At 69.7% G+C, this 20,586-nt stretch carries 19 protein-coding genes; 11 read left to right on the top strand and 8 right to left on the bottom strand.

Features of this window, described 5'->3' with window-relative positions; all coding sequences use genetic code 11:
- Position 1: 1 nt before the first annotated feature.
- Positions 2-1,309 (bottom strand): MFS transporter, encoded by a 1,308-nt coding sequence (locus tag B7R24_RS01955; protein ID WP_147303928.1) that lies wholly within the window; start codon positions 1,307-1,309, stop codon positions 2-4.
- A gap of 129 nt (positions 1,310-1,438) precedes the next feature.
- On the opposite strand from B7R24_RS01955, the gene B7R24_RS01950 reads away from it, so the two are divergent.
- The 9 genes from B7R24_RS01950 (at position 1,439) to B7R24_RS01910 (ending at position 12,150) form a co-directional block, all read left to right on the top strand.
- Positions 1,439-2,122, top strand: coding sequence for a FadR/GntR family transcriptional regulator (locus B7R24_RS01950; protein WP_116417257.1), 684 nt, complete (start codon positions 1,439-1,441; stop codon positions 2,120-2,122).
- Between the two features lie 156 nt (positions 2,123-2,278).
- A complete protein-coding gene (locus B7R24_RS01945) occupies positions 2,279-3,118 on the top strand; it encodes a fumarylacetoacetate hydrolase family protein (RefSeq protein WP_116417256.1) in 840 nt (279 codons plus the stop codon).
- On the top strand, positions 3,118-4,785 hold the full coding sequence (locus B7R24_RS01940) for an FAD-dependent monooxygenase (RefSeq protein ID WP_116417255.1): 1,668 nt from the start codon (positions 3,118-3,120) through the stop codon (positions 4,783-4,785). The genes B7R24_RS01945 and B7R24_RS01940 overlap by 1 nt, the downstream gene beginning before the upstream one ends.
- Positions 4,782-6,020, top strand: coding sequence for a DUF3500 domain-containing protein (locus B7R24_RS01935; protein ID WP_116417254.1), 1,239 nt, complete (start codon positions 4,782-4,784; stop codon positions 6,018-6,020). The genes B7R24_RS01940 and B7R24_RS01935 overlap by 4 nt, the downstream gene beginning before the upstream one ends.
- Positions 6,017-7,258, top strand: a complete 1,242-nt coding sequence (locus B7R24_RS01930) for a CaiB/BaiF CoA transferase family protein (RefSeq protein ID WP_116417253.1) — start codon at positions 6,017-6,019, stop codon at positions 7,256-7,258. The genes B7R24_RS01935 and B7R24_RS01930 overlap by 4 nt, the downstream gene beginning before the upstream one ends.
- Entirely contained in the window at positions 7,255-8,865 is a 1,611-nt protein-coding gene (locus B7R24_RS01925) for a carboxyl transferase domain-containing protein (protein WP_116417252.1), read from the top strand. The genes B7R24_RS01930 and B7R24_RS01925 overlap by 4 nt, the downstream gene beginning before the upstream one ends.
- Positions 8,862-9,734 carry an alpha/beta hydrolase gene (locus tag B7R24_RS01920; RefSeq protein WP_116417251.1) on the top strand — a complete coding sequence of 291 codons (873 nt, stop codon included), beginning with the start codon at positions 8,862-8,864 and terminating at the stop codon, positions 9,732-9,734. Before B7R24_RS01925 ends, B7R24_RS01920 begins: the two co-directional genes overlap by 4 nt.
- 81 nt (positions 9,735-9,815) lie before the next feature.
- A complete protein-coding gene (locus B7R24_RS01915) occupies positions 9,816-10,868 on the top strand; it encodes a quercetin 2,3-dioxygenase (RefSeq protein WP_116417250.1) in 1,053 nt (350 codons plus the stop codon).
- Positions 10,861-12,150, top strand: a complete 1,290-nt coding sequence (locus tag B7R24_RS01910; RefSeq protein WP_116417249.1) for a glycoside hydrolase family 1 protein — start codon at positions 10,861-10,863, stop codon at positions 12,148-12,150. The genes B7R24_RS01915 and B7R24_RS01910 overlap by 8 nt, the downstream gene beginning before the upstream one ends.
- A 56-nt stretch (positions 12,151-12,206) precedes the next feature.
- Here the strand turns inward: B7R24_RS01910 and B7R24_RS01905 are convergent, their stop codons facing one another.
- The 4 genes from B7R24_RS01905 to B7R24_RS01890 form a co-directional block, all read right to left on the bottom strand.
- Positions 12,207-12,395 (bottom strand): hypothetical protein, encoded by a 189-nt coding sequence (locus B7R24_RS01905; RefSeq protein ID WP_216363586.1) that lies wholly within the window; start codon positions 12,393-12,395, stop codon positions 12,207-12,209.
- Positions 12,392-13,249, bottom strand: coding sequence for a PPK2 family polyphosphate kinase (locus B7R24_RS01900; RefSeq protein WP_437123499.1), 858 nt, complete (start codon positions 13,247-13,249; stop codon positions 12,392-12,394). Before B7R24_RS01900 ends, B7R24_RS01905 begins: the two co-directional genes overlap by 4 nt.
- 82 nt (positions 13,250-13,331) lie before the next feature.
- Positions 13,332-15,197: a 2-succinyl-5-enolpyruvyl-6-hydroxy-3-cyclohexene-1-carboxylic-acid synthase gene (gene menD, locus B7R24_RS01895; protein WP_116417248.1), complete on the bottom strand. Its 1,866-nt coding sequence runs from the start codon at positions 15,195-15,197 to the stop codon at positions 13,332-13,334.
- A complete protein-coding gene (locus B7R24_RS01890) occupies positions 15,194-15,559 on the bottom strand; it encodes a PLD nuclease N-terminal domain-containing protein (RefSeq protein ID WP_116417247.1) in 366 nt (121 codons plus the stop codon). The genes menD and B7R24_RS01890 overlap by 4 nt, the downstream gene beginning before the upstream one ends.
- Positions 15,560-15,663: 104 nt before the next feature.
- Here B7R24_RS01890 and B7R24_RS01885 point away from each other — a divergent pair, with 104 nt between their 5' ends.
- Positions 15,664-16,023 carry a DUF4229 domain-containing protein gene (locus B7R24_RS01885; RefSeq protein ID WP_116417246.1) on the top strand — a complete coding sequence of 120 codons (360 nt, stop codon included), beginning with the start codon at positions 15,664-15,666 and terminating at the stop codon, positions 16,021-16,023.
- Here B7R24_RS01885 and B7R24_RS01880 read toward each other — a convergent pair.
- The gene (locus tag B7R24_RS01880; protein WP_437123496.1) at positions 16,020-16,976 is read right to left on the bottom strand and encodes a 1,4-dihydroxy-2-naphthoate polyprenyltransferase; all 957 of its coding nucleotides are present in this window, start codon (positions 16,974-16,976) and stop codon (positions 16,020-16,022) included. The genes B7R24_RS01885 and B7R24_RS01880 overlap by 4 nt on opposite strands.
- A 24-nt stretch (positions 16,977-17,000) precedes the next feature.
- Positions 17,001-18,248: an AMP-binding protein gene (locus B7R24_RS01875; protein WP_116417244.1), complete on the bottom strand. Its 1,248-nt coding sequence runs from the start codon at positions 18,246-18,248 to the stop codon at positions 17,001-17,003.
- 95 nt (positions 18,249-18,343) lie between these two features.
- On the opposite strand from B7R24_RS01875, the gene B7R24_RS01870 reads away from it, so the two are divergent.
- Positions 18,344-19,402 (top strand): o-succinylbenzoate synthase, encoded by a 1,059-nt coding sequence (locus tag B7R24_RS01870; RefSeq protein WP_253259209.1) that lies wholly within the window; start codon positions 18,344-18,346, stop codon positions 19,400-19,402.
- A gap of 111 nt (positions 19,403-19,513) precedes the next feature.
- Here B7R24_RS01870 and ccsB read toward each other — a convergent pair whose 3' ends face one another.
- Positions 19,514-20,581 (bottom strand): c-type cytochrome biogenesis protein CcsB, encoded by a 1,068-nt coding sequence (ccsB, locus tag B7R24_RS01865; protein ID WP_437123495.1) that lies wholly within the window; start codon positions 20,579-20,581, stop codon positions 19,514-19,516.
- Positions 20,582-20,586: the final 5 nt, after the last annotated feature.

Raw genomic sequence — 20,586 nt, 5'->3', positions numbered from 1 at the left:
CCTACTTCACCCCGCGGATCGGCAGCACCAGCACGGCGCCGATCACGGCGGCGATCGCTCCGGCGATGAACAGCGCGGAGTAGTTCGCGGTGAGCGCGGCAGTTGCACCGATGGCGAGGATCGCGGGGGCGATGGCCGGCACCAGAGACGAGGGCAGGGTGTTGGCCAACCCGATCACGCCCATGTCCTTCGCGGGATTGTCGGGGTCGGGCAGCACCTGCGTGACGAGCGCGAGGTCGACGGCGAAGTAGATGCCCTGGCCGACGCCCACGACTCCGATCGCGAGCAGGAAGCTCGGGAACGAGTTGGCATTGGCGGCGATCAGCAGGCCGATGGCGAAGAGCACTGACGAGGCCATGACGAAGGGCTTGCGGCGGCCGATCCGGTCGGAGACCCTGCCGGCGATGGCGGCGAAGATGAGTGCTGCGATGGTGAGCACGAGAGTCGAGAGGAACACGGCGCCCGCGACATCCTGCGGGCTGAAGTGCAACACGAAGATGAGGTAGAGGGCCTGGTAGGCCTGAACGGCGGCGACGCCGAAGAACAGCAGGAACCGGCTCCACCAGGCCCAGGCGAAGGCCGGGCTCTTCACGGGGTTGACCCAGAACGTGCTGAAGAACGAGACGACGGTGAACGGAGGGCGCTGCTTGCGGGAGAACTGCCGGTCTTTCAGAACGATGGCGAACAGCAGGATGCCGACCACGCCGACGGCCGCGGGAACCAGGATCATCAGCGAGAGGGTCGGCGAGAACAGCTGGGCGATGAACAGTCCGATGACCGCACCGACAGGCAGTGAGACGCCGACGATGGATGATGCGGGCCCGCGTTTCAGCGGCTCGAACTGGTCGGGAATGACCGAGGTGACCGCCACGGTGGCCGCCGCGAAGCCGACCTGCGTGAAGACACTTCCAACGGTCAGCACGGCCGTGGTGCTCGACGCGAAGGTCACAACGGCGCCGATCGCGATGAGCAGGGCACCGAGCACCAGCAGGGGACGGCGGCGACCGGTGCGTGACGTGATGCGGTCGCTGATGCGCCCGAACAGCGGCAGGGCCACCAGAGAGAAGAGCGCTCCGACCGCCACCGCGATGGAGACGATCGTGCCCGCATTGGCCGGATCGATGACGGTCGCCTTCAGGGAGATCGTCAGCACCGCGGGCACGAGCAGCGCCATCGCCGTTCCGACGGCGGCGAAGCCGAGAAAGAACAGGAACCCTCCGCGAGGGTTGGCAAAGCCGCCGGTCGGAACGCTCTGGGTGTACAGGCCGGGCGAGGCCGCGGCAGTGTCACGGGACACGGGATTGGTCATGGCGGGCACCTTTGCATCGCGACCGATCGGGTGTGATCGGTTCTGCCACAAGTAATATCACAAATAGTTATAACCGTTTATTCTTTTTATGGATGATGCGGATCGACCCGGCTGGGAGACAATGAAGCCATGGCCACCCGAACATCCCTCACGCGGGCAGAAGTGCTCGTCGAACAGGTCGAGGCCGACATCCGTGAGCGCGGGCTGAAACCCGACGACTGGATCACCAACAAAGAGGAGTTGCGCGTCGGGTCGGGCATGGCCCGGGCCACCGTCAACGAGGCCGTGCGTCTGCTGCAGGACCGAGGGATGGTCGTGCCGAAGCCGGGCCCGGGCGGCGGCCTGTTCGTGGCCTCGCAGCATCCGATCGTGCGCCTCGGCCGCACCCTGCTGAGGGTGGAGGATTCGCCCTCCTCGATTGCGGACGCCATCGAGATGCGCGAGGAGCTCGAGGGCCTGGTGATGGCGCAGGCCGCTGCGAGCCGCACCGATGCCGACGTGGACGACCTGCGGATGCTCGGGCAGTCGATCGTGGATTCGACGGGTGACGCCGAGCTGTTCATCCACCGCAACTGGGCCCTTCATCGCCGTATCGCCGCCATCGGCCGGAACCAGGTGCTGAAGAGCACCTACCTCGGCCTGCTCGAATATGTCGACTCCAGCTCGGTCGCGGCGAGCCGTGAAGACACCACCGACGACGAGTCGTACTTCGCGCACCGCATCGCGCTGCACCTCGATCTCATCGACGCGGTCGCGTCGGGCGACGAGGCCACGGCTCGTGAGGCGGCGGCGCGGCACTCGCATCGCCGCTGACGCACCGGGCGGCGGCGAACGCGCAACAGACCTCGGCAACGGGCGGCGCCCTCGGTTGACATCCGTCGCCAGTCCGCCTATCGTTCCAAATGGTTATACCTAATTCAGCCCATAGCGCGACCAGAGGCCGGCAGAGCAGCCGGAGATCGGATCCCCATGAGATTCATCAGCATCGATATCGGCGGCACCCCGTGGGTCGCCCGCCTCGACGACGATGGCCTACTGCCGATCGCGACCGTCACCGAGTTCTGGGGCGACGCAGCCGGCTGGATGAAGCGGGCCGAGACCGCGACCGGCGACGCCCTCTCTCACGGCGAGTGTCAGGAGATCCCGTTCGTCCCCGCGTCGGCACGGGTCTTCTGCATCGGGCTCAACTACCGGGCCCATGCCGCAGAGGGCGGCTTCACCCCACCCGAGTACCCCACGATCTTCGGCCGCTGGACCGCCTCGCTCTCGGTGAGCGGCGTCGCCGTTCCGCTGCCGCTCGGCGAAAAGGGCCTCGACTGGGAGGCCGAGGTCGCGGCCTACGTCGGCACGAACGTCTTCGACGCCGACGAGGCGGAGGCCGCGGCATCCGTCTTCGGCTATTCGACCTTCAACGACCTCACCGCCCGTCGCGCCCAGAAGCTCACCGCCCAGTGGACCCTCGGCAAGAACGCCGACAAGAGCGGACCCGCCGGCCCGCTGGTGACGGCCGACGAGGTGGGCAGCCTCGAAGACGGCCTGCAGGTGCGCACCCGTGTCAACGGAACAGAGGTTCAGAACGGCAACACGCGCGACCTGATCTTCTCCATTCCGAACATCATCTCCCTGATCAGCAGCACCCTCACCCTGCACCCGGGCGACGTCATCGTCAGCGGCACGCCCGAGGGCGTCGGCTACGTGCGCACCCCGCCGTGGTACCTCGGCGAGGGCGACACCGTCGAGGTGGAGATCGAGCGTCTCGGCACCCTGGTCACCCCGATCGGTGGGCCGTCAGCCCGCGAGGGCGCGTGATGAACACACCACTCCCGGAACCACCGGAGGAGCCGGCCGGACCGGCCGAGCTGGCCTCGCTCCCCGACCGCGTGCCCGTGCTGGTGGCCGGCGGCGGGCCGAGCGGACTGTTCCTGGCGCTCGAACTCGCGCACCGCGGCATCGGGTCGCTCGTCATCGAACCGCGAGTGGATGTCGACCCGCACCGGCCGCGGGCGAAGACGACGAACGCCCGTACGATGACCCACCTGCGCCGCCTCGGGCTCGCGGAGGACCTCCGGGCGGCGGCCGCGCTCGACGCCCGGTACTCGGAGGATGTGATCTTCTGTTCGAGCCTGACCGGGTTCGAGGTGAAGCGGTTCCGTCACGCCTTCCAGCTCCACCGTGACCGGTTCGAGCTGCAGCCGGAGGCCGGCCAACAGGTTCCGCAACCCGTCGTCGAGACGGTGCTGCGGGCGGCGGCCCGGCGCTCCGACCTCGTCACGCTCTGCACCGGCCTCAGCGTGACTTCGGTCGAAGGCCACACGGTGACCGTCTCCGACTCCGAGGGCGGCACCCGGCGGGTGCACGCCGATTTCGTTGTCGGAGCGGATGGCGGCGCCTCCGTCGTTCGCAAGAGCCTCGGTATCGCGATGCAGGGCGGCTCCGCGAACCGCTCCAACCTGAATGTGCTGTTCCGCTCGACGCAACTCGCCCAGGCGGTCACGCTCGATCCCGCCGTGCAGTACTGGGTGATGTCCCCGGATGCCTCGGGCATCATCGGTCGCGCAGATCTCGCCGACAGGTGGTGGGCGATCGTGCAGGGTGTCGACATCGAGCGGAACGACCTCGACCCGGCGGCACTCATTCGGGCGATGGCGGGAGCCGACATCGACGTCGAGGTCGTCGCGACCGACCCCTGGACCGCCCGTATGCTTCTCGCCGACAGCTACGGCCGCGACGGTGTCTACCTGATCGGCGACGCCGCACACCTGAACCCGCCGTGGGGTGGCCACGGCTTCAACACCTGCATCGGTGACGCCGCCAACCTGGGCTGGAAGCTGGCTGCGACCCTCGACGGTTGGGGCGGCGAAGCACTGCTCGACAGCTACGAGCTCGAACGCCGGCCGGTCGCCGAGCGCACGATCCGGGATGCCGCCACCAACGGCCGCGCTCTCGCCAACGACTTCGCTGACACCCTCCTCGGCAGCGACAGCACAGAGGGCGAGACGCTTCGCGCCCGGGCCTCCGACGCCCTGGAGGTCAAACGGAGCGAGTTCAGCTCGCTCGGGCTGGTGCTCGGGTATTCCTACGCCGAGTCGCCGCTCGTCGCGGCCGATGCCGAGCCGGAACCACCCCAGAGCCCGATCGTGTACGTGCCGTCGGCCCGGCCCGGGATGCTGCTCCCCCACGCCTGGCTCGCCGACGGCTCGTCTCTCTACGACCTGCTCGACGACCGAGGGTTCACGCTGCTCGTCGCCGCCGGGGCGGAGATCGGCAACGGCCTCGGGGGCAGCAACCGGCACGACATCCCCGTTCACACCGTCGCGCTCGACGAACCCACCCTCTTCGCCCGCTGGGGCGCCCCCGCCGTTCTCGTTCGGCCCGACCAGCACGTCGCCTGGCGCGGATCGAGCGCTTCGGATGCCGCCACCGCACTCGACCTCGCCGCAGGCTGGGCGCACTCACTCCAGGAGGCCACTCCGTGACCAGCTCGAACTTTCGCGACTATCTCTATTCCCCCGACGATGCGAGGGTCGCCTCCCTCCGCGGCCTGGATGCGCGCGCGTACGCCGAACAGGCGAAGACCGACAGCTTCGCCGGGCCCATGATCGAGGGCTGGGCGAAGCTCTACCCCGAGCCCTATGTCGGGCTCACCACCGACGGAGAGGTTCAGCCCGGGCTGTTCGACCTCCGCGAGGAGAGCGCACCCGTTCGCGAGATGACGGCCGCGGCATCCTCTCTGCTCGCTGCCCTGCCCGCCGAGCAGACGGCACGCCTCCGCTACCCGCTCGACGCGCACGAGTGGCGCACCTGGGCGAACCCGGAGTTCATGCAGCACGATACCGGGCTGCGGCTCGACGAGCTCGCCGACGAGACGGTCGACGCCATCCTCGCCATCGTCGAAGCGACCCTGAGCCCCGAGGGGTACCGGTTGGTGCGCGACCTGATGTACATCAACGGGTACCTCGGGGCGGCCGTGGAGCTGCCGGCGCTGATGAACGAGCGGAGCTACAACTTCGCGCTCTACGGCGAACCGAGCCGAACCGAACCGTGGGGCTGGCAGCTGTTCGGGCACCACGTCGCGCTGAACGCCGTCGTCATCGGCGGCCAGCTCGTGCTGTCACCCGTCTTTCTCGGGGCAGAGCCGAGTGTCGTCGACGATGGGCCGCGCGCCGGCCTCCGGGTGTTCGACGACCGCATCCACACGGCCCGCGAGCTGATGCGCACCCTCGAACCGTCAGTGCGGCAGCGTGTCATCAGCTACGCCCAGCTGGTGGATCCCGCGATGCCGCCCGGGCGCATCCATGCCGGCGACGAGCGTCACCTCGGCGGGTGCTTCCGCGACAACGCCGTTGTGCCGTACGAGGGCGTGCGGGTCACCGAGTTCGGCGAGCGCGGAAAACAGCTCGTGCTGGAGCTGGCACGACAGTTCTTCGCCTTTCTGCCGGCCGGGCCGGCCGCGGCGAAACTCGCGCACATCGAAGCCCACTTCGACGAGACCCGGTTCTCCTGGATCGGCGGACACGAGGGCGCAGAGCCGTTCTACTTCCGCATCCAGAGCCCCGTCACGATGCTCGAACTCGACCACCACACCGGCGTGTTCCTCTCGAATGACGAACCCGGCGACTTCCACATCCACACGGTCATCCGCACCCCGAATGCGAACGACTACGGTCGCGTTCTCGTCGAACGCGCGACCGGCCGAAAGCTGGTCGCATGAGCGTCGAGACCCTGCTCTCCGAGGCCGGTGCCGCACCCATCGGCCCGCTCGCCGGCCTGCTGGTCGTCGACCTGAGCCGCGCCCTCGCCGGCCCGCACGCCGCGATGATGCTCGGTGACCTCGGCGCCCGTGTGATCAAACTCGAGACGCCGGGCACCGGTGACGACACCCGCGGCTGGGGACCACCCTTCGTCGGGCCCGACGACGATCGCCAGGCCACCTACTTTCTCAGCTGCAACCGCAACAAAGAATCGGTCGCCGTCGACCTCAAAAGCGACGACGGCCGGATGCTGCTGACCGCCCTGATCGAACGCGCCGACGTCGTGGTCGAGAACTTCCGCACCGGCGTGATGGAACGGCTCGGCTTCTCGACGCACCGCCTCGCCGAGCTGAACCCGCGGCTCGTGCTGCTGTCGATCACCGGGTTCGGGCACGATGGGCCCGAGGGCTGCCGTGCGGGCTACGACCAGATCGTGCAGGGCGAGGCGGGCCTGATGTCGCTGACCGGGTCGTCGCCGGAGGACCCCCAGCGCGTGGGGGTTCCGATCGCCGACCTGCTGGCGGGCATCCACGGTGCCACCGGCGTGATCGCCGCACTCTACGAACGCGAGTCGACGGGCCGCGGGCAGGTCGTGCGCACCTCGCTGCTCGCCTCGATCGTCGGCGTGCACGCCTTCCAGGGCACGCGAACCACTGTCGCGGGCGAGGTGCCCGTGGCGCAGGGCAACCACCACCCCTCCATAGCACCCTACGGACTCTTCCGGTGCGAAGGTGGCGCCGTGCAGATCAGCGTCGGAAGCGAGAGCCTCTGGCAGAAGTTCTGCACCCGGTTCGGCCTCGATCCGGCGGCCCCGGGCTTCGGCACCAACGCCGAACGGGTCGCGAACCGCGCCGCGACGATCGAGCTGGTCGAGCGCGTCTTCGCCGCGTACGCTCCGGATGATCTCCTCGCCCTGCTCGCCGAGGCCGGTATCCCCGCGGGAACCGTGCGCACGCTCGACGAGGTGTACGCCTGGCCGCAGGTGCGCACCCAGAACCTCATCGCGACCGTCTCGCATCCTGTGCTGGGCCGCATCGACCTGCCCGGTTCGCCGCTGCGCTTCTTCGACGCGAGCGGCGAGCGCGAGGTCGAGACCACCCGGATGTCGCACAGCACCCCCCCGACGCTCGACCAGCACGCCGTCTCCGTGCGCGCCTGGCTCGGCGAAACCGTGGGCGACGTGGTGCCGACCCCATGACCACCGCAGCCAACACCGCCACCCACCTGGGTGCCCGGGCGCTCATCGACCTGATCACCGACGACGGTACCTTCGCCTCGTGGGACGAGCCCGTCGTCGACGTGCATCCGGATGCCGCATATGCCGACGCGCTCTCGCGCGCCGCTGCCCGGAGCGGAGCCGACGAGTCGGTTCTCACCGGCGAGGGCCTGATCCGGGGCCGACGGGTGGCCGTGATCGTCTGCGAGTTCTCTTTTTTGGCCGGATCGATCGGGGTCGCTGCAGCCGAGCGGCTCGTCGAGGCGATCGAGCGCGCCACGCGGGAGCGCATCCCGATCCTCGCCGGGCCCGCCTCGGGTGGAACACGCATGCAGGAGGGAACGGTCGCGTTTCTCTCGATGGTGAAGATCTCGGCGGCGGTCGCAGCGCATCGCGCGGCCGGACTGCCCTACCTCGTGTACCTCCGGCATCCGACGACCGGTGGCGTGATGGCGTCATGGGCGTCGCTCGGGCACGTCACCGTGGCGGAGCCCGGTGCGCTCGTCGGCTTCCTCGGCCCGCGGGTGTACGAGGCACTCTACGGTGACGAGTTCCCGGAGGGAGTGCAGACGTCGGAGAACATGTTCCGCCACGGGCTCGTCGATGCCGTGGTGGCACCCGAGCGCCTGCCCGGCCTGATCGACCGGGCGCTGTCGGTGCTGCTCGGCGGGGCGGGTGGCGGCGGCGGCGCGGGTGGCGCAGCTGGCACGCCCGGGGCGGGTCGCACGCCGAGCGCGGGCGGCGCAGCCGGCGCTCCCGGCGCGGGCACGACCCCGCCCGCCGGGCCGCCCGCCGAGCTGGAGCGCTTCACCGGCACCCTCGTCTCGGCCTGGGATTCGATCACCCGCTCGCGCCGCGCCACGAGGCCCGGCCTGCGTGCCCTCCTTCGCACCGCCGCCTCCGACGTGCTCCCGCTGAACGGCACCGGGCAGGGCGAGAGCGACCCGGGCCTCCTCCTCGCCCTCGCCCGTTTCGGCAGCCAGCCCTGCATCGTGCTCGGCCACGACCGGCTCCCTCGCCGAAGCGGTGCACCCCTCGGCCCGGCAGCGCTTCGGGAGGCCCGCCGTGGCATCCGCCTCTCGCACGAGCTCGGCATCCCCCTCGTCACGGTCATCGACACCCCCGGTGCCGCCCTCTCGAAGGCCGCCGAGGAGGGCGGGCTCGCCGGCGAGATCGCCCGCTGCCTCGCCGAGCTCATCATGCTGCCGAGCCCCACCGTCTCGGTCATCCTCGGCGAGGGAACCGGCGGCGGCGCACTGGCGCTCCTGCCCGCAGACGTCACGCTCTCGGCCCAGCACGGCTGGCTCTCGCCACTGCCGCCCGAGGGTGCGAGCGCCATCCTGTTCCGCGACACCGAGCACGCTGCCGAACTCGCCGAAGCGCAGGGGGTGGCTTCGACCGCACTGCTGAACAACGGCATCGTCGATCACGTCGTGCCCGAGCATCCGGATGCCGCAGACGAGCCCGCCGCGTTCTGCCTGAGGATCGGCGCCGCGGTCGAACACGCCCTCGCCGAGCTCACAGCCGAACGCGCGGAAGACCGCCTGACGGCCAGACTGAAGCGCTACCGAACGATGGGACTGCAATGAAGACAGCGGAATTCGCGCCCGGGCTGAAGGCCGACATCTTCCTGCCCGCGGAGGCGGACGGCTTGCCCACGCCACTCCCCACCATCATCTGGTTGCACGGCGGAGCCTGGCGGGTGGGTGACCGCACCCTCGCCCCCGACCTGCAGCGGTACTTCGCCGATCGCGGCTTCGCCATGGTCAGCGTCGACTACCGGCTGAGCGGCGACGCCGTGTTCCCGGCGCAGCTCGACGACGTGCGCACGGCGATCCGCTGGGTGAAGGAGCACGCCGCCGAGTACGGCTTCGATCCCGACGCGATCGGACTCTGGGGCTCGTCGGCCGGCGGACACCTCGCGGCCCTCGCAGCGGTGACAGCAGACTCGGCGGATGTCGCCACCGCCGTGCACGCGGTCGTCGACGGGTACGGAGCCGCAGACCTACTCGCCCCCGACCAGGACGTTCCGCCGACCGTGGGCCTGCTCGGCGGCCCCGTGCAGGAGCGCCGCGACCTCGCCATCGCGGCGAGCCCGGCCCGGCACGTGACATCCTCGGCCCCGCCGTTCCTCATCCTGCACGGAGGCGCCGATCCGCTCGTCCCCGCCAGCCAGAGCGTGACCCTGTTCGAGGCGCTGGCCGACAAAGACGTGCCCGTCACGCTCTACGTGATCGACGGCTTCGGCCACGGCTTCTTCAACCCGGTCGGGGGCGAGGAGCTGGCCGGCCCGCCGATCGACGCGGGCCACCTCGAGGCCGACCCGCACGCGAGCGCGACAGTGCGGGTGCACCCCACTTCTGCCGGCGATACCGCCAAAACTCCGCCGTCGGCCGCGCCCGCCGCATCCTTCGACCTCATCGAATCCTTCTTCCGCACCCACCTCACCCGCCCCTGACACCCGCCCTGCCCCACCAGGCCCCACCACACCCCGACACCCCGCCAGGCCCCACCACACCCCGACACGAAAGCGACGCCGATGTCCGACACCCCACCCACCCCCGTGGTCGACCGCCTGCCCGGTGAGACCCTCCCCTACCTGATGACCGCCGGCGAGGGTGCGCGCTACGAGATCGACGGACGCCTCATCACCCTCATCGCCCGCCCCGAAGACACCGGGTCCCTGTTCGGCGCCCACTACGTCTCCGGCGGCCGCGGCGCCGAGGCCCCCTTCGCCGTGCACGCCGCCGAGCACCAGACCGTCGTCGTCTTCGACGGCCTCCTGCACTTCTGGCTCGGAGACCAGGCCCGCCTGCTCGCCCCCGGAGACACCGTCTCCATCCCGGCCGGCACCCCGTTCGCCTACCGTTTTCTCAGCAACTACACGCGCATCCTCTTCTACTCCGCGGGCGGAGCCTCGCTCGGGCTCGTGCCCCGCGTGGGCCTGCCGATCGATGCCCACGTGCATCCGGCCCGCCCCGAACATCTGGGGACCGTCGACGAACTGCGTGACGTCGGCGCCGCGTTCGGCATCAGCTACCCCGACCTGCAGAAATCGGATGCCGCCCTGCAGCACGACGAGACCCGCCCGGCCGGCGTCGTGCCCTACTTTCTGAGCTCGGGTGAGGGTGAGCGCACGCGCAACTTCAACCAGCTCAACACCTTCCTCTCGCGCGGCGAGAACACCGGTTCGGACTATTTCGCCATGCACACCACGGGAGCGAAGGCGGGCTACATCCCCCTGCACTTCCACCAGCGGCACACCGAGAACTTCCTCTGCCTCGAGGGCCGTATCCGGCTCCACGTCAACGGACGCGAGCTGCTGCTCACCAAGGGCGACTTCGTGCACGCGCCGGCGGGTACCATCCACTCCTTCTCTCTCGACTCGCACCACACGCAGATGGTCGGCTTTCTCGCGCCCTCCATCTTCGAGAAGTTCTTCGACTACATGAACGAACCGACGACGGATGCGGTCTACCCCGAAGGCGGCGAGTTCTTCTTCCCGGGCGAGGGTTTCGCCAGGGCCCAAGCCGAACTCGACCTCGTCGTCGTCGGTGCACCCCCGACGCGGTCGGCGGCCCTCGATGTCTGACACGCCCGCGACCCTGCCCACTCCGCCCGCCGCCTTCTCGCCAGGCTTCCTCTGGGGCGTCGCCACCGCCGGCCACCAGGTCGAGGGCGACAACACCGCCAGCGACACCTGGTTCCTCGAGCATGTCACGCCGACCATCTTCCGCGACCCGTCGGGCAGTGCCTGCAACAGCTGGGAACTCTGGCAGACCGACCTCGACCTCGCCGCCGACATGGGCCTGAATGCGTTCCGCTTCTCGGTCGAATGGGCCCGCATCGAGCCTGTCGCCGGCACCTTCTCTGAAAGCGCCCTCGCGCACTACGAAGCAGTCGTCGATGGATGTCTCGCCCGAGGCCTCGCGCCGGTCGTCACCTTCAGCCACTTCACCGCGCCCCACTGGTTCGCCTCCCGTGGCGGCTTTCTCGACGCGGAATCGGCCGACCTCTTCGCCCGCTTCTGCGGAGTCATCATGGACCGCTTCGGCGACCGGATCGCCCTCGCCGTGACCTTCAACGAACCCAACCTCTGCCAGATGCTGAGTTGGGCGAACCTGCCCCCGTTCATCGCCGACCTCGAACGGGCGACCCTCGAAGCTGCCGGCCGTGCGGCCGGCGTGCCGCGCTACCGCGTCGGCAATGTCATGCTGCCCGAAGACTTCGCCGACATGACCGAGGGCATGACGCGTGCGCACCTCGCCGCGAAAGCCGCCATTAAGGCCCGGCAGCCCTCCCTGCCGGTCGGACTCTCGATCGCCATCGTCGACGACGTCGCCCTCCCCGGCGGCGAGACCCTCCGCGACCGCAAGCGCGCCGAGGTCTACGACCACTGGCTCGACCTCGCCCAGAGCGACGACTTCATCGGAGTGCAGAACTACGAGCGCCTCACCTACGACGCCTCCGGCGAGGTCGAACTGCCGGCGGGCACTCCCGTCAATGAGCAGGGCACCGCTGTGGAGCCCGACTCCCTCCGCGGCGCCGTCGCGTACGCCTTCGCGAGGAGCGGCGTACCCGTCTTCGTCACGGAGCACCGCATCAGCACCTCCGACGACTCCCTCCGCGCCGGCTTCATCGAACCTTCGCTCGTCGGCCTGGCCACCGCCATGGCCGACGGAGTCCCCGTGCTCGGCTACTGCCACTGGTCGCTGATGGACAACTTCGAGTGGATCTTCGGCTACTCCCGCCACCTCGGCCTGCACTCCGTCGACTTCACCACCTTCGAGCGCACCCCCAAGCCGAGCGCCGCCGCCTACGCGTCGGCCGTCGCCGCCCGCGCTCTCGCTGCGGGAGGCCGTCCCGGCGCCTGACGCCGCGCAGCGCTGGCCGGCTCAAGAGACTCTCCGACGCCGCTTCGAGTCGGAGCTCAATTCCTGGGTGAAGGCGGCGCACCCCTGTCGCTCCCGCCGAGCTGAACCATCGCGTCGTAGAGCTGGGTGTCGGTCATCGGCGGCTCGGGTATCGGGTGCGCGGCTTCGGTGCGGTATGCATCGAGCATGAGGTGGAGCTGGCGGCGCCACGCCTCAGGGGCGGCGATCCTGGTGGCGTCGATCATGCGGCCGGTGGACCAGATGAGATTGACGATGTCGGCGAGGGTGATATCGGGGCGCACCCTGCCGGCTGCCTGGGGTTGGCGGGCACGACGAACCACGGCGCCGCTTCGGTCGACGTGCGTTCGAAGACGGTCTGGTAGGCGTCCTGGTACTGGTTCCAGAGCAGGCGGGAGTCGATGTCGCCGGGGTTGTACTTCCAGTACTTGTCGGCGCGCTCGAGGCGGGCGCCGAGACGGGCCTTCTGCTCGTCGGGGCTGATGTTCAGGAACACCTTCACGACCGTGGTGCCCTGCTCGACCAACTCGTGCTCGAAGTCGTTGATCGTGCCGTAGCGGCCGTCCACCTCTTCGAGGCTGGCGAGCCCCAGGACCTTCACCGCGAGCACGTCTTCGTAGTGCGAGCGGTCGAAGACGCCGATCTTGCCGGGCTCGGGAACCCGTTTGCGGATGCGCCAGAGAAAATCGTGGCTGAGCTCCAGTTTGGTGGGCCTTTTGAAGGAGGCGTGCGTGACGCCCTGCGGGTCGACCGATCCGACGACGTGGCGAACGATGCCGCCCTTGCCCGAGGAGTCCATGCCCTGCAGCACGAGCAGCAGGGAGCGGTGCTGGTCTCCGTCGCGGTCGAAGAGGCTGGAGGCGAAGAGCTTCTCCTGCAGGGTGTCGACCGCGCCGGCCGCGATTGCCAGCTCGCGTTCGCCGTCGGACTTCTTACCGTCGAACCCCGGCGTCTCGTCGGGGTCGGTCTCGCTGAGGCGGAATCCGGCGCCCACCCGCAGCAGCGGGGCGGGGTCTTCGCTCCAACCGCTGCCCGCCTCGCCCACTCTGCTCGACCCGTGCGACTTCTTCGTGGCCACGATGCCCACCTTCCTCTGCCTGGCTGACTACTCCTCCCCACCCTAGGCCGCACGCCTCGAATCGAGCGGTGCGGGGGCGGGCGGGTCAGCGCGGGAGGGGAACCTCGAGGAGTGCCGGTCCGGTGAGGGGGGCGGTCAGGGCCCGGTCGAGTTCGACGCGGGTGCTCACCCGGGAATAGGACCACCCGTACGCCTTGGCCAGGGCCTCGAGATCGACCGTCTGCGGCGTCAGCATGACGCGATCGAACGCGGCTCGGTCGGCGGTGGCGGCGACCTCGAGCGTGTCGAAGATAGTTCCACCGCCGTCGTTCGCCACGATGAGCTGGATGCGCGGCCGCACCTCCCCGGTTCCGAACAGCAGAGCGCCCGCGTCGTGCAGCAGCGTGAGGTCGCCGAGCAGAACGCGCGTGACGCCGTGTTGCGCCGCTGGCGTGGGGCTTTCGGATGATCGGGGGCGCGCATCCGCGAGGGAGGAAGTGGGGCGGGTCGGCCTGCTGCCGTCCGAGGCGCTGGGCCGACCGGACTGGCTGGCGAGGGCGATGCCGGTGGCCGTGGCGATGGTGCCGTCGATGCCGGCGAGGCCGCGGTTGGCGTGAACGCGGATCTTCTTCCCGGGCACCGCGCGGTCGAGGTCGCGGATGAGCCTCGATGCGCCGAGGATGAGCCGGTCGTGCGGCCAGGTGGCCTGCCAGACGGCGAGCGAGAGAGTGCGGCGGGTGATCGGCGCCTTCAGGGCCGCGGTCTCGGCGAGACGGTAGGCACGGCGTTCGGCAATCTCGGGCGAGTTCGCGAGCTCGATGTCGGGCGCTGCCACCGGGTCGTCGCCGGCCTGGGCGTCGGTGACGGCGCGGCTCGCTAGCGCCCAGTCGCGCAGCCAGCCGCGCTCACTCGCGCCGCCGTCGACAGACCCGGCCGCCGGCGGGGGCACGACCTCGGCGGCGGTCACAAACGTCTGAACCCGGTGCCCGGGGTTGAAGACGTCGGGCACTTCCACGCCGGGGGGCACGCTGGCGGCCGACGGTGACACCACGACGACCTCGACGTCGTCGCGCAGGGCGAGGGCCGTGACCTCGCGGGAGAGTGTCGGGTGACCGAACACGACGGCACGCTCGACTCTGCCCCCGAGGTCGGCGTCGGCGAGCAGCTCGCGGTAGGCGACAACCAGGTTGCGGCCGAAACGCGCACCGCTCGACGGTTCGGCGATCAGCGGCCAGCCGCCCCGGTGCGCGAGCTCCTCGGCCGCGGGCCCGGCATGGTTCCCTGCGATGACGACGGTACGCGGGCCGCGATCGAGGAGGAACGCCGGCTGCGCGGGCGGGGTGTCACGAACCGCGCTGACCCCGGGCATCCACTCGCCTGAGGCGAGCAGCGCCGCGACGTCCGGAACCGCACCGGAGAGGGGCTCTCGAAACTGCAGGTTGACGTGCACGGGTCCGGGGGTTCCGAGGTGCTCCCCGAGGGCCGCCGCGTAGGCGTCGCGCGCGACCTGCACGGCCAGCCCGGCCTCACCCGGCAGGCCTGCGGGGGCGGGGACGTCGATGGCCCGGCGTGTGAAGCGGCCGAAGATGCCCGGCTGGTGGGTGGTCTGGTTGCCGGCCGTTCCGCGCATGGCGGCGGGGCGGTCGGCCGTCACGATCAGCATCGGCACACGGCTGTGGTACGCCTCGAGCACGGCGGGAAGCAGGTTCGCGACCGCGGTTCCGGAGGTCGTGACGACGATGGCCGGGATTCCCGTCTCAGCGGCGATGCCGAGCGCCGTGAAGCCGGCGACACGTTCGTCGAGGCGAACCCGGAGATCGAGCACCCCGGCCCGGTCGAATTCAGCCAGGGTGAGCGCGAGGGCCTGCGAGCGCGAACCGGGCGTGAGCACGGCATCCGTCACACCGAGGCCGACGAAGGCGCGCAGGATGGCGAAGGAGAAATCGGCGGCCGGACCGGGGGCCGCGCTCACCGCTCGGTTCTGCCGTTGTCAGTTCGTTTGTTGTCAGGGTCCTCGTCGATCTCGGCGAGCTGGCGTTCGAGCTCACGCAGCTGCTCGTCGGAGATGGGGTCGGGCTTCAGATTGCCGAGGAACTCGGGGTCGTCGTCGGGGCCGATCGTGCGGTAGACCGTCTCGCGACCGGAGCGCTTGCGACCCCGCCCGATGAGGAACCACAGCACGCCGCCGAGCACCGGGAAGAGCAGCACGATGAAGACCCAGGCGAGCTTCGGCAGACCACGGACGCGCGCCCGTGAGAACAGCAGGCAGTCCACGAGTGCGTATACATAGAAAGCCGCCGCGAGTGCGGCCACACCAACCAGGAGACGTGCCATAGACAAACCATACGCCCTGAAAATGAGCGTTTCCCCTCTCTTGCCGAAGTGCTCTCGGAGGGGTTCGCAGGCAGCGGTCAGATCGCGTCGCCTAAACTGAAAGCGTGAAAACTGGACGTACGTGGGTGTTCTACACGCTGATCCGCCTCGGCATCTTCGCCGTGGCGCTGGCGGTGCTGCTGCTCACGCAGATGACCCCGTGGATCGCTGCCGTGCTCGCTGCCGTCATCTCGCTCTGCGCGTCGTACATCTTCTTGCGCGCACCGCGGGAAGAGCTGGCGACCGGGCTCTACCAGGCCCGTCACGGCGGGGGTACGGTCTCGAAGCGCGCGCCCGAGAGGGCCGGCTCTGACGAGGCGAACGAAGATGCCGTCGTCGATGGCGTGGTGCCCACCGACGGCGCTTCGTCAGACGCGATCGCAGAGAACCCGGCGCCGGCGCCCGGTGACGCGCCCGCCCGCTAGAACGCGAACGCGGCCGCCAGCCCCACTCCGAACAGCAGCCCCGTGAGGCTCGTGAGTTTCAACGCCAGAATCAGTTCCGGCGCCGTCTTCGCCGTCAGTACGATCAGCGACGCAGGCAGCGCCAGCAGCAGCGTGAAGAACACCAGCGGTGCGAGCGGGAACAGCAGCGCGAAGAAGAACAGCACCGCGTAGGCGAGCACCAGGAAGACGACGAACACGATACGTGAGGCCCGGTTGCCGAGCAGCACCGCCAGAGTGCGCTTCTTCGCGACCCTGTCCTGTTCGATGTCGCGGATGTTGTTGACCATGAGCACCGCACAGGCGATGAGGCCGGCGGCCACACTCGCCCAGACACTCTCGAAGTTGAACGACCCCGAGGCGATGTAGGTCGTGCCGACCGTCGCGACCACGCCGAAGAAGAGGAAGACGAACACCTCGCCCAGCCCGTAGTAGCCATAGGGCCGCTTACCGCCGGTGTAGAAGTAGGCGGCGGCGATGGCGAGGGCGCCCGGGATGAGCAGCCAGTAGTGCCCGGTCAGAATGACGATCGCGATGCCGGCGAGGGCGCCCAGACCGAAGAACGCGAGCGCCACGGCGAGCACCCGCTTCGGGTTGGCGACACCCGATCCGGTCAACCGGGGCGGCCCCACCCGGAACTCGTCGGTGCCGCGCACGCCGTCGGAGTAGTCGTTCGAATAGTTCACCCCGATCTGCAGGAACAGCGCAACCGCGAGGCTCAGCAGCACGAGGCCCCAGTCGAGCGAACCGGGCCCGCCCACGATCAGCGACGCTGCACCGGCGCCCAGGGCGACCGGCGCGATGGCGAGGGGCAGGGTGCGGATGCGTGCTCCCGCGATCCACATCGCCGGGATCGGCTTCACAAGCCGGTTGGGAGCCGAGTGCTGCTTCTTGCCGGCCGGGTGCCCGGACCTCTTACGTTTCGTTTGCGCCACCAGAAGATTCTAGTGATCGACCTGTCACCCGGCTGGAAGTTGCTGCGGTTCGCCGGATGGTTCTGCGGCGAGCGTTCGGGCAACGCTGAGCCGGTCGGGCTTGCCCGAGCTGAGCGTCGGGATGCGCCCGATCCGCACAATGCGCGACGGCGCTGCGGCGCGCCCGACGGCCTCGGTGACTGCGGACCGTAGCCGTTCGAGAGCACCGTCACCGAACGCCTCGGCGGTGACGACGACGGACGTCTGCCCCCACTGGGCGCTCGGCTGCGGCACGACGATGGACGACTGAAAGCCCGGCAGCGCCTGAACGGCCCGTTCGACACGATCGAGAGCGACTTTGATTCCGCCCGAGATGATGACGTTGTCCATCCGACCGGTCACCGTGACGGTCACGACGCCGTCGACCGTGCGCACGTCACCACTGTCGGCCGTGCGGTACCAGCGGTGACCTGCATCGGTGGCGAACTTGCGCTCGGTCAGCTCGGGGTCATCGAGGTACCCCTCGGCCAGCATCGGCCCCGAGAGCTCGATCTCTCCCCCGGTGACGCGGGCCTCGGCCCTGCCGATCGGATGCCCGTCGTACACACAACCGCCGGCCGTCTCGCTCGACCCGTAGGTTCGCATCACGTTCAGTCCGATGTCGGTGGCGCGGGTGAACAGCGCGGCCGGTACGGCCTGGCCACCGATCAGCAGGGCATCGAGTCGCCGCAGCGAGTCCCGCACGCCCTCGTCGCTCTCGGCGGCATCGACCAGCCTGGCGAGTTGCGCCGGCACGATCGACGAGAACTTCAGTGGCGCCTCGATGCTGTCGACGAGACCGGCGAAGGTTCGCGCGCTGAAGTGGCCGGGCGGCATCAGCACCGGCGACGTTCCGGCGGCGATCGAGCGCACCAGAACCTGCACGCCCGCGATGTAGTGGGCCGGCAGGGCGAGCAGCCACTGCCCGCTGCCGCCCAGGGCCGTTTCGGTGGCGGCGGCACTGGCCAGCAGCGCGTTCGCGCTGAGGGCGACGCGCTTCGGCACGCCCGAGCTGCCGGAGGTCTCGATGACGAGGGCGACGTTCTTCGCGACCTCGGCGGGCACCGGATGCTCGGCGGCGGCCAGGGCGGGGGCACCCGGTGCGCCGGCGACACCGGACGCATGCCGTGCTCGCACAACCGGTGGCTCCTCGAGCGGCAGGATGGCCGGCCCGACACCGTTCAGCGCCGCACGGAGCCGAGCGCTGACCCCGCCGACGTCTGCCGCGCCCAGCACCTCGAGTCGTCTCGTCATTCATCCACCCTAGAGGCCACCCCTGACCCAGCACATCCCCACGCAGCAGGCGGTTCGCGTTCGCCGCGCACCCGCCGCACGGGCCACAATGGGGCATGACCCAAATGCTCCGCCCTCTGCCGACGCTGACAGAACTGCTCGAGAACGCGAGCGTCGTCTCGCTGCCGCTCACCACACGGTTCCGCGGAGTGGATGTTCGGGAGGCCGTCATCATCCGCGGGCCCGAGGGGGCCACCGAGTTCTCGCCCTTCGTGGAGTACGGCGACGAGGAGGCCGCCGCCTGGCTCGCGGCAGCGATCGACTTCGGCTGGGCGCCAGCCCCCCCGCGGCTGCGCGACAGCATCCCGGTGAACGCTACCCTGCCGGCCGTGGGTGAGAGCGAGGTGGAGGCCGTGCTCGACCGCTACCAGGGCTGCCGCACGATCAAGATCAAGGTCGCCGAACGGGGCCAGACGCTCGACGACGACCTGGCACGCGTGCACCGGGCGAGGCAGCTGCTCGGATCGGAGGGCCGCATCCGACTCGATGCCAACGGCGGCTGGAACGTCGACGAGGCCGAGCACGCCATCCACGCCCTGGCCGAGTTCGACCTCGAATATGTCGAACAGCCGTGCGCGAGCGTCGACGACCTCTGGGAGATCAGGCAGCGCGTGAAGTACATGGGCATCCCTGTCGCGGCCGATGAGAGCGTACGCAAAGCGGATGATCCCCTCGACGTTGCTCGCCGCGGGGCCGCCGACGTGTTGGTCGTCAAGGCGCAACCTCTGGGGGGAATCCACTCGGCCCTCGACATCGTGAACCGGGCCGGTCTGCCGGTCGTGGTCTCGTCGGCCCTCGAGACATCGATCGGAATCGCGATGGGCGCCCACCTCGCCGCGTGCATTCCCGAACTGGAATACGACTGCGGCCTGGCGACGGCGGCTCTGCTCACCACCGATGTGACGGCCGACCCGCTGGTGCCCACAGGCGGCCGTATCCCCGTTCTCCGCCCCGAACTCGATGAGGCCCTCGTGCGGCAGAACGGTGCCGCCCCTGACCGCGACGAGTGGTGGCGCGAGCGTCTCGGCCGCGTCTATGCGGTGCTGGAAGGCTGGTCGCAGTCGACCGGCCGGCACGCGGCCCCCGCCGCCGCGGCCCCCGCCGCCGCCGAGTGAGTGGCGGAACGGACACGATTACGGCCATCCGCCGACCCATGCGGGGAGGACCGCCGGATACGTGTCCGTTCGACGAGCGCCACTCGCAGCGCAAGGCGCGAGCGCGGCGGCCTACAGGCCGGAGTAGGAGTGCAGGCCGTGGAAGAAGACATTCACGATGCCGAAGTTGAAGAGCACGGCGGCGAAGCCGATGATCGCCAGCACGGCCGAGCGCGATCCGCGCCAGCCGCGGGTGGCCCGGGCGTGGATGTAACCGGCGTAGATGACCCAGATGATGAAGGTCCAGACCTCTTTGGTGTCCCAGCCCCAGTAACGGCCCCAGGCGCGCTCGGCCCAGACCGCGCCGGCGATGAGCGTGAAGGTCCAGAAGACGAAGCCGACGATGTTGACGCGGTAGGCGAGGTTCTCGAGACGCTTCGAGTCGGGCAGTGACGCGAGGAACTTCAGCTTCAGGAACTTCGCACCGGTCGTGATCGACTCGCGCCGATACTGCAGCAGCTGGATACCCGACAGGGCGAAACCCAGGGCGAAGAAGGCCGTGCCGAGACTCGCGACGAAGACGTGGATGACCAGCCAGGCCGACTGCAGCGCCGGCGGCAACGGGGCGACGCCCACATAGTAGTTGACGGTCGAGATGCCGAGCAGAATCAGCACCAGCCCGGTGATGAACGTGCCGAGGAAGCGCAGATCGACCCGCGTGATGACGATCAGGAACACTCCCACGATGAGCACCGTGCCGGTCATCGAGAACTCGTACATGTTGGCCCACGGCACGCGTGAGGCGGCAATGCCGCGCAGCACGTCGGCGGTGAGCTCGAGCAGGAACCCGATCAGCGTGAACCCCACGCCCAACCGCAGGCTCAGCGAGCGCTTGGCGCCGGAGGTCGAGCCGGCCGAAGCCCCCGTGACGGCGTCGCCGTCGGTTGCGGATGTCGCGGCCACCCCGCCGCGCGAACCGGAGCCCGAGGCCACCGTCGTCGACCCACCGGCACGCGCCCCGACCGTCTCGAGCACGCGCTCCCGCGTCGTGACCGACCCGTCGACGGCGACCTGGTTGCCTGCGCCGACCTGGGCCGAACGGCGTGCGAGGTCGAGCGCGAAGGCGATGAAGGCAGCGGCGTACACCGCCATGGCCGCGTAGAGGAAGAAGACGGAGTACTCGTCGATGGTTAGGGGCACAGTGA

Source organism: Subtercola boreus, assembly GCF_003399645.1.
GTDB lineage: Bacteria > Actinomycetota > Actinomycetes > Actinomycetales > Microbacteriaceae > Subtercola > Subtercola boreus_A.
The sequence above is the reverse complement of the archived record's forward strand: the minus strand, read 5'-3'. Positions and strand labels throughout refer to the sequence as shown.